At 63.9% G+C, this 13148-nt stretch carries 15 protein-coding genes; 6 read left to right on the forward strand and 9 right to left on the reverse strand.

Going from position 1 to position 13148, the window contains the following annotated elements; all coding sequences use genetic code 11:
• Nucleotides 1-262: 262 nt before the first annotated feature.
• Both CK215_RS02415 and CK215_RS02420 read left to right on the forward strand, forming a co-directional pair.
• Nucleotides 263-1384 carry a multicopper oxidase domain-containing protein gene (locus tag CK215_RS02415; RefSeq protein ID WP_095779606.1) on the forward strand — a complete coding sequence of 374 codons (1122 nt, stop codon included), beginning with the start codon at nt 263-265 and terminating at the stop codon, nt 1382-1384.
• Complete coding sequence (locus tag CK215_RS02420) at nt 1381-2580, forward strand: ZIP family metal transporter (RefSeq protein WP_095779607.1); 1200 nt, start codon at nt 1381-1383, stop codon at nt 2578-2580. The genes CK215_RS02415 and CK215_RS02420 overlap by 4 nt, the downstream gene beginning before the upstream one ends.
• A 19-nt stretch (nt 2581-2599) precedes the next feature.
• Here CK215_RS02420 and CK215_RS02425 read toward each other — a convergent pair whose 3' ends face one another.
• From CK215_RS02425 to CK215_RS02440, 4 genes are all read right to left on the reverse strand, one after another.
• Entirely contained in the window at nt 2600-2833 is a 234-nt protein-coding gene (locus tag CK215_RS02425; RefSeq protein WP_023674714.1) for a BolA family transcriptional regulator, read from the reverse strand.
• 107 nt (nt 2834-2940) lie between these two features.
• Nucleotides 2941-3465, reverse strand: coding sequence for a hypothetical protein (locus CK215_RS02430; RefSeq protein ID WP_066995157.1), 525 nt, complete (start codon nt 3463-3465; stop codon nt 2941-2943).
• On the reverse strand, nt 3462-5693 hold the full coding sequence (purL, locus tag CK215_RS02435; RefSeq protein WP_095829972.1) for a phosphoribosylformylglycinamidine synthase subunit PurL: 2232 nt from the start codon (nt 5691-5693) through the stop codon (nt 3462-3464). Before purL ends, CK215_RS02430 begins: the two co-directional genes overlap by 4 nt.
• 154 nt (nt 5694-5847) lie before the next feature.
• Nucleotides 5848-7257 carry a PLP-dependent aminotransferase family protein gene (locus tag CK215_RS02440; RefSeq protein ID WP_095827842.1) on the reverse strand — a complete coding sequence of 470 codons (1410 nt, stop codon included), beginning with the start codon at nt 7255-7257 and terminating at the stop codon, nt 5848-5850.
• Nucleotides 7258-7351: 94 nt separating this feature from the next.
• Here CK215_RS02440 and CK215_RS02445 point away from each other — a divergent pair, with 94 nt between their 5' ends.
• The gene (locus tag CK215_RS02445) at nt 7352-7594 is read left to right on the forward strand and encodes a DUF1127 domain-containing protein (protein WP_095830168.1); all 243 of its coding nucleotides are present in this window, start codon (nt 7352-7354) and stop codon (nt 7592-7594) included.
• Between the two features lie 156 nt (nt 7595-7750).
• On the opposite strand, the gene CK215_RS02450 is transcribed toward CK215_RS02445, so the two are convergent.
• The 4 genes from CK215_RS02450 to purC form a co-directional block, all read right to left on the reverse strand.
• Nucleotides 7751-8161 (reverse strand): hypothetical protein, encoded by a 411-nt coding sequence (locus CK215_RS02450; RefSeq protein ID WP_095779611.1) that lies wholly within the window; start codon nt 8159-8161, stop codon nt 7751-7753.
• Nucleotides 8162-8216: 55 nt separating this feature from the next.
• Complete coding sequence (gene purQ / locus CK215_RS02455; RefSeq protein ID WP_067328327.1) at nt 8217-8885, reverse strand: phosphoribosylformylglycinamidine synthase subunit PurQ; 669 nt, start codon at nt 8883-8885, stop codon at nt 8217-8219.
• Nucleotides 8886-8995: 110 nt separating this feature from the next.
• The gene (purS, locus tag CK215_RS02460; RefSeq protein WP_066995172.1) at nt 8996-9235 is read right to left on the reverse strand and encodes a phosphoribosylformylglycinamidine synthase subunit PurS; all 240 of its coding nucleotides are present in this window, start codon (nt 9233-9235) and stop codon (nt 8996-8998) included.
• A 67-nt stretch (nt 9236-9302) separates the two neighbouring features.
• Entirely contained in the window at nt 9303-10097 is a 795-nt protein-coding gene (gene purC, locus CK215_RS02465) for a phosphoribosylaminoimidazolesuccinocarboxamide synthase (protein WP_040969563.1), read from the reverse strand.
• 275 nt (nt 10098-10372) lie between these two features.
• Between purC and CK215_RS02470 the strand changes: the two genes are divergently transcribed.
• Together CK215_RS02470 and CK215_RS02475 are read left to right on the forward strand one after the other, a co-directional pair.
• Nucleotides 10373-10693: a DUF1476 domain-containing protein gene (locus CK215_RS02470; protein WP_066995175.1), complete on the forward strand. Its 321-nt coding sequence runs from the start codon at nt 10373-10375 to the stop codon at nt 10691-10693.
• Between the two features lie 99 nt (nt 10694-10792).
• Nucleotides 10793-11566, forward strand: coding sequence for an HpcH/HpaI aldolase/citrate lyase family protein (locus CK215_RS02475; RefSeq protein ID WP_095830169.1), 774 nt, complete (start codon nt 10793-10795; stop codon nt 11564-11566).
• Nucleotides 11567-11578: 12 nt separating this feature from the next.
• Here CK215_RS02475 and CK215_RS02480 read toward each other — a convergent pair whose 3' ends face one another.
• Nucleotides 11579-12136, reverse strand: coding sequence for an alpha/beta hydrolase (locus tag CK215_RS02480; RefSeq protein ID WP_066995180.1), 558 nt, complete (start codon nt 12134-12136; stop codon nt 11579-11581).
• 198 nt (nt 12137-12334) lie between these two features.
• On the opposite strand from CK215_RS02480, the gene CK215_RS02485 reads away from it, so the two are divergent.
• Nucleotides 12335-13147 (forward strand): VOC family protein, encoded by an 813-nt coding sequence (locus tag CK215_RS02485; RefSeq protein ID WP_095829973.1) that lies wholly within the window; start codon nt 12335-12337, stop codon nt 13145-13147.
• Nucleotide 13148: the final 1 nt, after the last annotated feature.

Raw genomic sequence — 13148 nt, forward strand, 5'->3', positions numbered from 1 at the left:
GCTCGAAGCATGTCCATCAAATAAACCCATAGGTTGGCTGAAACAAGACGTTAGCCGCGACGCACCCGAAATGGCGCAAAGCTTTGGTCCGCCATTGGGCCAAATCCGCCAGCCGGAACTCTTCCCACAGGCGGGCCGGCAGGCCGGTTCTCTTGTCCCGGTGCCGCTGACGGTTTCCCAGGTGCGCACGCGCCAGAATTATAGCTATAGCTAAATCTTGAAGCATGCGCTATCCTTGCCAGTGCCTTGGAGGAACGCGGATATGCGCGAAACGAAATCGCTGCTGGAACAAAAGCTCGATCGAAGGCTGCTTCTGGCCGGTGGCCTGGCGGCCGGCGGCACGGCGGTGATGGCGACCGCGGCGCGCGGGCAGACCGACCACGCCGGTCACGGAACGCCAGGGGCGGCCGAACCGCAGCCGGCGCACCTGTCCGCGCATGGGGCGATGATCACCGTCGGCGAGGTCGAGGATAGCCGCAACGGATTCGATCCAGTGAAGCTGCTGAGCGACTGGGAGACCGGGACGGTGTCGACGCTGCCGGACGGGCGGACACTGCGCAGCTTCGAGGTCACGGCCGAGGACAAGGAGATCGAGATCGCGCCCGGCATCCTGTTCCCCGCCTGGACCTACAATGGCCGTGTGCCGGGGCCGACGCTGCGGGCCACCGAAGGCGATCGCCTGAAGATCCTCTTCCGCAACAACGGCTCGCATCCGCATTCCATGCATTTCCACGGCATTCACGCAGCACGGATGGACGGCGTTCCCGGCGCCGGTTTGATCGGGCCGGGCGAGGAGTTCGTCTACGAGTTCGATGCCAGGCCGTTCGGCTGCCACCTTTATCATTGCCATGCGCTGCCGCTGAAGCGGCACATCCAGAAAGGTATGTACGGCGCGTTCATCATCGATCCCGATCCCGCCCGGCATCCGGAGCACGAGGCAGTCGCCCGTTCGCGCCTGCTCGGCACGCCCGAGAATGCCGGCTGGCAGGAATTCGTGATGGTGATGAACGCCTTCGACACCAATTTCGACAACGAGAACGAGGTCTATGCCGTCAACACCGTCGCCCATGCCTACGCGAAGAAGCCGATACGGGTGCTGAAGGACAAGCCTGTCCGGATCTACCTCGTCAACGTGGTCGAGTTCGACCCGATCAACTCCTTCCATCTGCATGCCAATTTCTTCGACTACTACAATCAGGGCACGACGCTGACGCCGACACTCAGGACCGTCGATCTGATCACCCAGTGCCAGGCCGAGCGCGGTATCCTCGAGTTCCATTTCAGGGAGCACGAGCCAGGCCTCTACATGTTCCATCCCCACCAGTCGGAGTTTACGGAACTCGGCTGGTCGGGCATGTTCGACGTCGTGGAGGCCTTGTCGTGACCGATGTCAGTCGCACCTCCCGGGATACACAGGCCGGTCGGCCGCGCTGGCTCTCTCTGCTATGGATCGTACTGCCGTTTGCCGTGCTCGGGCTCGCGGTTGCGTGGATGGTCTCTTCCGACCCGTTGGCGAGCTTTCGCAACGGCGCGCCGCCGGTCGAGAACCTGACCTTCGAGCGGACGATTATCGGAAACGACGGCATTCGAATCCTCGTGCGGGCGGGCGGGTCGGAACCGATGACGATCGCCCAGGTCCAGGTCGACGACGCTTACTGGCAGTTCACGCAGGATCCGCCGGGCCCGATCGCGCGCGGCGCAACGGCATGGATCAGCCTGCCATACCCCTGGGTGCTGGGGGAGGCGCATGCGATCAATGTCGTAACCAGTACCGGGACAACATTCGGGCACGATATCGCCGTCGCCGTACCCACACCGACGCGCAGTTCACCTAGCTTTGCCGCGCAAGCGGTGCTCGGCGGCTTTGTCGGCATCCTGCCCGTGGCGATCGGCCTGATGTTCTATCCGGCACTACGCGGGGTCGGGCGGAACGGCATGGACTTTCTCCTGTCGATGACCGTCGGTCTGCTCGCCTTCCTTTTCGTCGACACGCTCGAGGACGCGTTCGAACTGGCCGGCGAAGCAGCCGCCCTGTTCCAGGGGTCGACCATGATCGTACTCGCAGCCACCGCCAGTTTCCTTCTGCTCATGGCGGCAGGCCGGCGCAGCGGGACACCGACCGGGCTGGCGCTTGCCACCTTCATCGCACTCGGCATCGGCCTGCACAATCTCGGCGAGGGGCTGGCGATCGGCGCAGCCTTCGTCTCGGGCGCAGCCGGGCTCGGCACGTTCCTGGTGCTTGGCTTCACCTTGCACAACATCACCGAAGGCATCGCCATCGCCGCCCCGATCCTGAAGCAGCGACCGCCGCTCAGGACCTTCGCCATGTTGACGCTGCTCGCGGGAGGTCCGGCCGTCGTCGGCCTATGGATCGGCAGCCTCGCCTATGCGCCACAATGGTCGGCGCTGGCGCTGGCGATCGGCGCCGGAGCGATCCTGCAAGTGATCGTCGAGATGGTTTCGCTGCAGCTTCGCCAGCGCCCCGATGGCTCGCGCGCCTTGCTCGCACCGGCTGCGATGGCCGGGCTGACAGCCGGGGTCGGCTTCATGTACCTCACGGCGATGCTGGTAAAGATCTGAACAACCGCGGCGTCAACACTCAGTCCGGAACGCTGGTCTGCAGGGCGAGCGCATGCAGCACGCCGCCCATATTGCCTTTCAGCGCGTCATAGACCATCTGGTGCTGCTGGACGCGGCTTTTGCCGCGGAAGCTCTCGGCCACCACTTCGGCAGCGTAGTGGTCGCCGTCACCAGCCAGATCGCGAATCGTCACCTTGGCGTCCGGAATGCCTTCCTTGATCAGCCGTTCGATGTCGTGCGCATCCATTGCCATGGCAGAAATCCTGTTTTCGAGCGGGCGCAGCCCGTGCGATGAGAGTCGGGGATAAGCGTAGAGCCTTTCCGGTCCGGATTGAAGCCGTTCCATCCGTGACCGAGGCTTCACGGGATATTCCGACCCGGCTGAGCCGCGTCGCCGGCGGACATATCCTCGCGCGTCGAGTAGGCGCGACCGAGGCTGAAGGTCAGCACGTAGAGCGGCACGTTTATCGCGATGCCGACCATCGGCAAGTAGCTCGTCCACTGCCAGACCGGGGAGAAAAACGGCCGGCCGTAGCCATCGCACATAAGCGAAGAACCATACGCCCAAAGCGCTCCGATGGCGGTTGCAATGGCGAAGAGCTTGACGCAAGTGACGATATGCCTTGCCCGGGCCGGCTCCGGCAAAAGGCGCTGCCACAGCACCAGGCACAAAACAGGAATGGCGTAGACGAGGTCCTGAGCGGCCAGCAACGGAATTGCGCCGTTCGCCGCAGCAAGGAACTCGGCTCGCGTTTCGAGCCTTGGACAGACCTCGCTCGAGGTCGTCGACAGCAGCAGAAAGACGAACGGGCCGAGGAACCAGAAAAAGAACAGCGACGGCCAGAAAACCGCTGCAAGCAGCGCCCGGACCGCCAGCCTGGTCAAATGGCCTGATCCATGAAGCGCGGGAACCAGCCCTCATGGGCGGCGGTCAATTCGCTGACCGGAACGGCACGCGCCTCGCCGAGCTTCAGCGTGTCGCCACCGGTCGTGCCGATCCACGGCGCGAAGATGCCGAGCTTGCCCTGCTCCGCGCGGATCCTGTCCCATTCGCCGCTTTGCGGGTCGATCGACAAGGTCAGGAGATAACGTCCTTGGTCCTCGCCGAACCAGACCGGGATCGGATCGGTGCCGGTGAGGCCGGGAATGGTGGCGCCGATGCCGGATGCCATCGCCATTTCGGCCAGCGCCACGGCAAGGCCGCCGTCGGAGACGTCGTGCGCGGCAGTCACGATGCCGGAAGCGATCAGCGCGCGCACATGGTCGCCGACGCGCTTTTCATGTTCGAGGTCGACGGGCGGCGGCGAACCGTCGGCGCGGCTGTGGATGTCGCGCATATAGGCGGACTGGCCGAGATGGCTGCCCCATGTCGGCGGCGCGCCGACCAGCACGATCATCTGGCCCTCGGCGGCAAAGCCGACGCGGGCCATCTTCGACCAATCGGCGATCAGCCCGACGCCGCCGATGGTCGGCGTCGGCAGGATGCCGCGGCCATTGGTTTCGTTGTAGAGCGAGACATTGCCGGAGACGATCGGGAAGCCGAGCGCGCGACAGGCGTCGCCGATACCCTTAACCGCTCCGACAAACTGGCCCATGATCTCCGGCCGCTCCGGATTGCCGAAATTAAGATTATCGGTGGCGGCAAGCGGCAGGGCGCCCGTTGCCGTCAGGTTGCGCCAGCATTCGGCGACGGCCTGCTTGCCGCCCTCATACGGGTCGGCCTCGCAATAGCGCGGCGTGACGTCGGAAGAGAAGGCGAGCGCCTTGGTTGGATGACCTTCGACGCGCACCACGCCGGCATCGCCGCCTGGGAGCTGCAGCGAATTGCCCTGGATCAGCGTGTCATACTGCTCCCACACCCAGCGGCGCGAAGAGAGGTCCGGTCCGCCCAGCATCTTGAGCAACGCGTCAGCGACGTCGGCCTTGGGCGCGTCGTTCGCTGCAAGCGGCGCCGGCTTCTTCGTTTCGACCCAAGGGCGATCATATTCCGGCGCCTGGTCGCCCAGTTCCTTGATCGGCAGGTTGGCGACCTCGTCGCCATGGTGCAGCACGCGGAAGCGCAGGTCGTCGGTGGTCGTCCCGACGATGGCGAAGTCGAGGCCCCATTTGCGGAAGATCGCCTCGGCTTCCTCCTCTTTCTCGGGGCGCAGCACCATCAACATGCGCTCCTGGCTTTCCGACAGCATCATCTCGTAGGCGCTCATGCGCTCCTCGCGCACCGGCACCTTGTCGAGATCGAGCTCGATGCCGAGATCGCCCTTGGCGCCCATCTCGACCGCCGAGCAGGTGAGCCCGGCCGCACCCATGTCCTGGATGGCGATGACCGCGCCCGACGCCATCAGCTCGAGGCAGGCCTCCAGCAGGCACTTTTCGGTGAAAGGGTCGCCAACCTGTACGGTCGGCCGCTTCTCCTCGATCTTGTCGTCGAACTCGGCCGACGCCATGGTGGCGCCGCCGACGCCGTCGCGCCCGGTCTTGGCGCCGAGATAGACGACCGGCAGGCCGACGCCCTTGGCCTGCGACAGGAAGATGGCGTTGGTTTTGGCGAGGCCGGCCGCGAAGGCGTTGACCAAGATGTTGCCGTTGTAGCGGGCGTCGAAATTGACCTCGCCGCCGACGGTCGGCACGCCGAAGGAATTGCCGTAGCCGCCGACACCGGAAACGACTCCAGCAACCAGGTGCCGGGTCTTGGGATGGTCAGGCGCGCCGAAGCGCAACGCGTTCATCGCCGCAACCGGTCGGGCACCCATGGTGAAGACATCGCGCAGGATGCCGCCGACGCCGGTCGCGGCTCCCTGATAGGGCTCGATATAGGAGGGGTGGTTGTGGCTCTCCATCTTGAAGACGACGCAGTCGCCGTCGCCGATGTCGACCACGCCGGCATTCTCGCCCGGCCCCTGGATAACCTGCGGGCCGCTGGTGGGAAGCGTGCGCAGCCATTTCTTGGAAGACTTGTAGGAGCAGTGCTCGTTCCACATCGCCGAGAAGATGCCGAGCTCGGTGAAGCTCGGCTCGCGGCCAACCAGATCGAGGATGCGCTGGTATTCGTCGGGCTTCAGCCCATGCGCGGCGACGAGCTCGGGGGTGATCGGCACGGAATTGGATATGGTCATGAGCGGCGATTGGTATCCGTCGGAGAGGGGGCTTTTTCTGAGTCTCCTCTTATCGCAAGCGTTCGAGCGATACACCCCCAAAGCACAACGAAAACGCCGGAAAACCGCTGCGCCGGCACCGGCCGATAGCGCGAGGCGCTTAGGAAAGGACAGGTCAGGAAAAACTGTCGTAGCCGGCGCGGCCCTCGTCGAGCAGGCGGCGGATGACCGCGACGCCACCGGCGACATCCTTGCTTTGCCGGGGTTGCGAGACACCGAAGCGGACGCCGTGGAAGACTTGTTCGGAACGACCGGCCTTGAACTCATCCTCGTCGTCGATGAGCACGCCCTGCGCAAGGCAGGCATTCTTGAAGGTGCCTGAGAGCCAAGGATCCGGCAAGGTGAGCCAGACGAAGGGCACATTGTCCCGTGCCTTGAAGTCAAAGCCAACCAGCGTCTCGCGCACGACGTGGACACGAGCTTGGATCTCTGCAATGCAGCGCTTGCGGATATCGCTGGCCTGGCCGGACATCACCAGCCTTGTTCCGACTTCCGCCAGCAGAAAGGGCAGCCCGCCGGTCATCATCTTGTGCGCCACGCGGATGCGGTGGCGGTAGGCGGGCGGGCAGGACAGCCAGCCCCCGCGCACGCCGGCCGCTACCGACTTCGACAGGCCGCCGGCGACGATCGTGCGCTCAGGGGCGTATTCGGCGAGCAGGGGCGTCGGATCGTCGGTCAATTCGCCATAGAGATCATCCTCGATCAGGACGACATTGTACTCGCGCGCTATGCGCGCGATCGCCTTGCGCCGCTCCGCCGACAGCGTCACCAGCGTCGGGTTCTTCGCCGTCGGCATCACGAACATCATCTTCGGGTGTTTCTGGGCGCAGACGCGTTCGAGATCGTCGGGATCGAGACCTTCATCGTCCGCCGACACCAGCGCGGTACGGCGCCCGATCAGACCGGCGCTGCGCGAGATCTGCGAATAGGTCAGATGCTCGAAGACGATCGTGTCGCCAGGCGTGGTGAGCGCCGCGATCGCCGCCATCACCGCCGCATGGGTGCCAAGTGTCGGCACGATCGAATCGGGCGAGGGGTGGAAGGAATTGCGCTTGAGCCAAAGGCCGCCGGCCTCGAACCAGCGCTCGGGGAAATCCCTGGTATAGCTTGAAATGTCGTGAGGGTGCTCCTCCGCCGTCCGCGCCAGCAGTTCGGCAATCAGTGCGCCTTGCCCGACATCGGGGGCGGCGGTGCTGTCGAAGCGCAACTTGCCGCTCGGCGCGTCGATGAGCCGCGTTCCGAGCGCGGCGGGCTGCAGCTCGGGCTTGGGGCTCTCCGCGCGTTGCGCGAGCACATAGGTGCCGCGCCCGACCTCCCCACTCACCAGCCCGCGCTCGCGCAGCAACTGATAGGCCCGGCCGACCGTGCCGACCGTAGTGCCAATGTCGTAGGCGAGGTCGCGCTGCGGCGGCAGTTTTGCACCCGCATCGATGACGCCCTTGTCGATATCTGACTCAATGCTGTCAGCAAGGCGCTGATAGAGAGGGCCGGAACCGGAAGCGAGGTCTGGGAGCCAATTTGTCATGGTGACAATTTTTTATATTGCATCGCGAGACGAGTCAATCGATATGAAAACGCGGGTAACTAGAGTACAATTGATAGAATTGGTTGATCGCAAGATGAATACAATTGATACATTCCGTTATGACAGCGCCGAGTTGCACGGCCGCCCGTCGGGGCGCCGCGGGTTCGTTGACCGGGTCATATTCGTGCTTCGTGCCATCGCCAGGCAAATCGACCGAATGCTGGAACGCCGTCGCGGACGCCTTGCGCTCTTGGAGATGACCGACGAGCAGCTCAAGGACATCGGCATTTCGCGCTGCGACGCCCATCGCGAAGGTATCAGGCCGTTCTGGGGCTAAGCGCGTCGCGACGCCCTTGATTGTTGCGATGCATATCAAATCGCTGCGCGGTTTGGGCATACATCGACCGCGAACAGAGCTTCGACGGTATGTTGATTGACGAGCGCGAAAACCGACCGTCAATCTTGCATTTGCAGGAATTGGCCTACGGCCGAATCACGCGGCGGCGGCGCAGGATGGATTGCCGGCCTGCCAGCGCGCGATGTCGGAGCCTATACGCGCGCCCAGCGGTTCGGCCATCAACGGCCCGAACACGTCCACTTTGCGGGAATTGCCTTGTGCTTGCACGACCAGCAGCGGCTTGCCGCCATAGTGCTTGGCGGGCACCAGCAGGAAGCGCGGCGTGCCGCTGTAGGAGTTGAGCTCGTTGGCCATCTGATAGGGCTTGAAGGCCGGGTCCTTGCTGGCGATCCAGCACTTGTGAGCGGCGATGGCGACCTGCTCCATGGCAAGCAGGGAAGCGCTCTTGCCAGAGGGGGGCGGCGTGGTCTTCGAGCCGGACTGGCAAGAGGCGAGCGCAAATCCGGCGGCGGCCAGGAGAGCAAGGCGAGTAATCGTCAGTCTCATGGTCAGGCCGCCCCGTTGGTCTGAAAGAATGGTCAGAAGGAATCGTCTGAAAGGATCAAGCGGCGATGCCAAGCGCGCCTTCGAACAGCGCCCGGCCGTCGCTGCCGCCGTGTGCCGCCTCGATCAGGTTCTCCGGGTGCGGCATCAGACCGAGCACATTGCCCTTCTCGCTGACGATGCCGGCGATGTCGTTGATCGAGCCGTTGGGATTGGTGCCTTCGGCATAGCGGAACACCACCTGGCCTTCGCCTTCGAGGCGCGCCAGCGTTTCGGCGTCGGCGAAATAGTTGCCGTCGTGATGCGCGACCGGTGAGCGGATGATCTGGCCGGGCTGATAGCCGCGGGTGAACATCGTGTTCGCGTTAGCGATCTCGAGCTTCACGTGCCGGCAGACGAATTTCAGCGAGGCGTTGCGCATCAGGGCGCCGGGCAGCAGCCCCGCCTCGACCAGGATCTGGAAGCCGTTGCAGACGCCGATCACCATCACGCCCTTGGCCGCCTTTTCGGCCACTGCCCGCATCACCGGCATGCGCGCGGCGATCGCCCCGCAGCGCAGGTAGTCGCCGAAGGAGAAGCCGCCGGGAATGGCGATCAGGTCGACGTCCGGGATTTCGGTGTCGGTTTGCCAGACGGTCGCCGGCGCCTGACCGGAAATCTTGGTCAGAGCCGCGATCATGTCGCGGTCACGGTTGAGCCCAGGCAGGAGGACGACGGCTGATTTCATTTGGGTCGTAGGGCCTCTGGTTTTCGGCGAGTTCGCTGGTGATGCACGCGCTTCAGGAGCCTGTACATCAAATCGCTGGTGGCTTCCGGCATAACCTCTGCGCTGCAACCTCAGGTAATAGCCACACTATAATTCTCAATCACTGTGTTCGCCAGAAGCTTGTCGCACATGGCCTTGAGGTCGGCTTCGGCCTTGGCTTTGTCGGTTCCGGTGAGCTCGATGTCGAAGACCTTGCCCTGCCGCACCTGGCCGACGCCGTCGAAGCCCAGTCCTGAGAGGGCGTGCTCGATCGCCTTGCCCTGCGGGTCGAGAACTCCGTTCTTAAGGGTGACGGTGACGCGGGCTTTCATCGATACTCCTGAGTGATCGGTAGTGCGGAGGGCGGGCACGCCGTTTCCGGCAGGCCCGCGCTGGCAGTCAGTGCTTCGTGCTCTTCGAGGGCTCGGAAGAGGCAACGAGCACCGGGCCTGTCGGGCGCGGCGGCTCGTTCTCGTTCATGATGCCGAGGCGGCGGGCAACTTCCTGGTAGGCCTCGACCAGGCCGCCCATGTCGCGGCGAAAGCGGTCCTTGTCGAGCTTGTCCTGGGTGGCGACGTCCCACAGCCGGCAGGAATCCGGCGAGATCTCGTCGGCGACGACGATGCGCATCATGTCGCCCTCGAACAGGCGCCCGCATTCGATCTTGAAGTCGACAAGCTGGATGCCGACGCCCAGGAACAGGCCGGAGAGGAAGTCATTGACGCGGATAGCCAGCGCCATGATGTCGTCGATCTCCTGCGGGCTCGCCCAGCCAAAGGCGGTGATGTGTTCTTCCGACACCATCGGGTCGTCCAGCGCATCGGCCTTGTAGTAGAATTCGATGATCGAGCGCGGCAGAACCGTGCCTTCCTCGATGCCCAGGCGCTTTGCGAGCGAGCCGGCGGCGACGTTGCGCACCACCACCTCGAGCGGGATGATCTCGACTTCCTTGATCAGCTGCTCGCGCATGTTCAGCCGGCGGATGAAATGGGTCGGGATGCCCATACGATTGAGGTGATTGAAAATGTGCTCGGAGATGCGGTTGTTGAGCACGCCCTTGCCGTCGACCACCTCATGTTTCTTCTTGTTGAAGGCGGTGGCGTCATCCTTGAAGAACTGGATCAGCGTCCCGGGCTCAGGTCCTTCATAGAGGATCTTGGCCTTGCCTTCGTAAATGCGGCGGCGATTTTTCATCTGATTTTTTCTCTGGATTGGCGGGCAGGCGGCAAGCGACCAGTTCCTGTCCGTCTGCCTAAATTAGTTGTGGCGACGGGTGCGTTCAATGCCGGTGTCTATAGCAATCGTAATGTTTGCTCAATCGGCAAATCCAGCCGATCAACCGCTTTCGGAACCGAAATGCCGCAGCGCAGCATGGGACGTTGCATATTGACCGGCCCGCGACCTTTTGGTTTGTGCTGGGTAAGCACACATATTCATAGCCAAGCGAATCGATTTGATCGGAGGGACGCATGAGCAGCATGAAAGACCGCGAAGAGGGCTTCGAGCGCAAATTCGTCTTCGACGAGGAGCTCCGCTTCAAGGCCTCGGCGCGCCGCAACAGAGCGCTCGGCCTGTGGGCCGCCGAAAAGCTGGGCAAGAGCGGAGCCGATGCCGAGGCCTATGCCAAAGCGGTAGTCGTCTCCGACATCGAGGAGGCCGGCGACCATGACGTCTTCCGCAAGATCCGCGAGGACTTCGACGCCGCGGGCGTCAACCAGTCGGACCATCAGATCCGCCGCACCATGGACGAGCTGATGGCGCAGGCGATCGAGCAGGTCAAGAACACGTAAAAATTGTTGGACCAATCAACCGCCCGGCTCAGCCGGGCGGTTTTCTTTGCCTTGCCGCCGTTTCCGGCTGAGACTGCGGACGTTACCAAGGAAGTTCCGATGTCGCTCAAGTCCCGCCTGGCCGCCGACGAAACGCTGTTCACCGCCTGGTCCGGCGTGCCGGACGCGCTGACGGTAGAAATCATCGCCAAGCAGGGCTTTGATGCCGTTACCCTCGACATGCAGCATGGCGGCCACCACGAGGACAGCGTGCTGCGGGGCCTGGTGCCGGTGCTTGCCGCCAATAAGCCGGCGCTGGTGCGCATCCCGGTCGGGCGCTTCGACATGGCGAGCCGGGCGCTCGATTTCGGCGCCGAGGCGGTGATCGCGCCGATGGTCAATTCCGTGGACGACGCCAGGCAGTTCGCCGCAGCGATGAAGTATCCGCCGATGGGCGAGCGTTCCTGGGGCCCGACCTATGCCTTCCCGCGCCATGGGAAGGGTGACCATGCCGAGTGGCTGCGCGACTCGAACCAGCGCACCATGGCCTTTGCCATGGTCGAGACGCGTGCGGCGTTCGAGGCGCTGGATGGGATCCTCGAGACGTCCGGCATCGATGGCATCTTCGTCGGGCCGTCGGATTTCTCGATCGCCTGGTCGAACGGCACCACCGTCAATTCGACGTTGGAAAGCATGATGGAGACGGTCGCCTCGATCGCCGAGCGGACGCGCAAGGCCGGCAAGCACGCCGCGATCTATGTCATCGAGCCGGCCGTTGCCGGCCGCGTCGTGTCGATGGGCTACCGCCTGCTCGCCATGGGCTCTGACCACACGCTGATCTCGCTCGGCGCCAGGACGCTGCTGAAGAGCATGCGGGATTCGATTGGCGCCTGAGGCGCCGGCGTTTCAAGGCTCCTTCAATTCCGTCAGGAACTTGGCGAAAGTCATCGATCCCTCCGGCCAGGGGCCGAAGCCCGCGTCCTGGTTGAGATGGCCGGCGTCGCCGGCGTCGATGAACAGCGACCCCCAGGCGGCGGCGATGTCCTCGGCAACCTCAAAGGCGCAGAACGGGTCGTTGCGGCTGGCGATCACGATCGACGGAAAGGGCAGTGGCTCGCGCGAATAGGGTCCGAAGGTCATCAGGTGCCTCGGCCTGATCTCCGGATTGGCGACATCAGGGGGCGCCACGAAGAAGGCGCCCGCGACCGGCTTCTGGAATTGCGGGATCGCCTGCACCGCCGCCGCCACACCCAGCGAATGCGCGACGATGACTACCGGCCGCTCGGCCTCGTTGACAGCTTTCGCTACGCTTGCCGTCCAATCCTCGCGCACGGGTTTCGTCCACTCGGCCTGCTCGACCCGGCGCGCCGTCGACAATTTCGATTGCCAGCGGGTCTGCCAGTGCTCGGGCCCGGAATTGGTGTAGCCCGGTATGATGAGAATATCGGCGTCCTTGACTTTCATGGCGCCGATGTAGCGAGCACCCTTGTCTGATGCAACCGGCCGGTGGGACGCAGTGGCATCACAAAGGTGAACAACGTGTTCGACTCTTTCAACCTTGTGTGAACGATGGTGATGAACGATCTGGAGAGGGAACAGGAATGACTAATAAACGTCGGCGCGACTGCCCATCGTGAGATCGGCGCCCGAACGGAGAGTGTGATGAGCGAACTGCCTTTTGCCGCGACCACCCCGGTCAGCGTCGCGCGTGTCGGGTTGAAGGCGCGCGATGCCGAAAACCTTGCCGCCTATTATCGTGCCGTCGTCGGCCTGCAGGAGTTGAGCCGCGCCGATGGCGCGATCACCATCGGCGCCGCGGGCCGCCCGCTGCTGGTGCTGGAGCAGGATGCCTCGGCCAAGCCTGACGACCCGCGCAGCGCCGGCCTGTTCCATACTGCCTTCCTGCTGCCATCGCGCGCCGATCTTGGCCGGTGGATCAGCTACGCCGCTGCCAACCGGATAAGCATCGAAGGCGCTTCGGACCATCTGGTCAGCGAGGCGCTCTACCTCACCGACCCTGAAGGCAACGGCATCGAGATCTACGCCGATCGCCGTCCGCAGGATTGGAAATGGAACGGCGACAAGATCGCAATGTCGACCGAGCGGCTGAATCTCCCCGCGGTCGTCGCCAGCGTGCCCGTCGGTGATGCCGGCTGGCAGGGAGCGCCGGAAAACACCATTGTCGGCCATGTCCACCTGCGCGTCGGGCGTCCGGAAGACGCCGAAGCGTGGTGGCATGACGAATTCGGCTTCGACACGGTCGCCAAATATGGCGGTCAGGCGGTGTTCCTGTCCTCCGGCCACTACCACCACCATATCGGTGCCAATTCCTGGCGCAGCGCCGGCGCCGGCCGCCGCGATCCCTCCCGCTCGGGCCTCGCCTGGGTCGAAATGCGCTCGGATAACGTGAAGGCCGAGACGACGCGTGAAGATCCCTGGGGCACGGTGATCAGGACGGTGCCTGGCAAGGCCTGAT

The sequence above is a fragment of the Mesorhizobium sp. WSM3864 genome, assembly GCF_002294955.1.
In the GTDB taxonomy this organism is placed as follows: Bacteria; Pseudomonadota; Alphaproteobacteria; order Rhizobiales; family Rhizobiaceae; genus Mesorhizobium.

Excerpts from the sequence above, each read along its gene's own strand:
- CK215_RS02415 (WP_095779606.1), top strand. The coding sequence starts at position 263 with ATGCGCGAAACGAAATCGCTGCTGGAACAAAAGCTCGATCGAAGGCTG.
- CK215_RS02425 (WP_023674714.1), bottom strand. The coding sequence starts at position 2,833 with ATGGCAATGGATGCGCACGACATCGAACGGCTGATCAAGGAAGGCATT.
- purL (WP_095829972.1), bottom strand. The coding sequence starts at position 5,693 with ATGACCATATCCAATTCCGTGCCGATCACCCCCGAGCTCGTCGCCGCG.
- CK215_RS02440 (WP_095827842.1), bottom strand. The coding sequence starts at position 7,257 with ATGACAAATTGGCTCCCAGACCTCGCTTCCGGTTCCGGCCCTCTCTAT.
- CK215_RS02445 (WP_095830168.1), top strand. The coding sequence starts at position 7,352 with ATGAATACAATTGATACATTCCGTTATGACAGCGCCGAGTTGCACGGC.
- CK215_RS02450 (WP_095779611.1), bottom strand. The coding sequence starts at position 8,161 with ATGAGACTGACGATTACTCGCCTTGCTCTCCTGGCCGCCGCCGGATTT.
- purQ (WP_067328327.1), bottom strand. The coding sequence starts at position 8,885 with ATGAAATCAGCCGTCGTCCTCCTGCCTGGGCTCAACCGTGACCGCGAC.
- purS (WP_066995172.1), bottom strand. The coding sequence starts at position 9,235 with ATGAAAGCCCGCGTCACCGTCACCCTTAAGAACGGAGTTCTCGACCCG.
- purC (WP_040969563.1), bottom strand. The coding sequence starts at position 10,097 with ATGAAAAATCGCCGCCGCATTTACGAAGGCAAGGCCAAGATCCTCTAT.
- CK215_RS02470 (WP_066995175.1), top strand. The coding sequence starts at position 10,373 with ATGAGCAGCATGAAAGACCGCGAAGAGGGCTTCGAGCGCAAATTCGTC.
- CK215_RS02475 (WP_095830169.1), top strand. The coding sequence starts at position 10,793 with ATGTCGCTCAAGTCCCGCCTGGCCGCCGACGAAACGCTGTTCACCGCC.
- CK215_RS02480 (WP_066995180.1), bottom strand. The coding sequence starts at position 12,136 with ATGAAAGTCAAGGACGCCGATATTCTCATCATACCGGGCTACACCAAT.
- CK215_RS02485 (WP_095829973.1), top strand. The coding sequence starts at position 12,335 with ATGAGCGAACTGCCTTTTGCCGCGACCACCCCGGTCAGCGTCGCGCGT.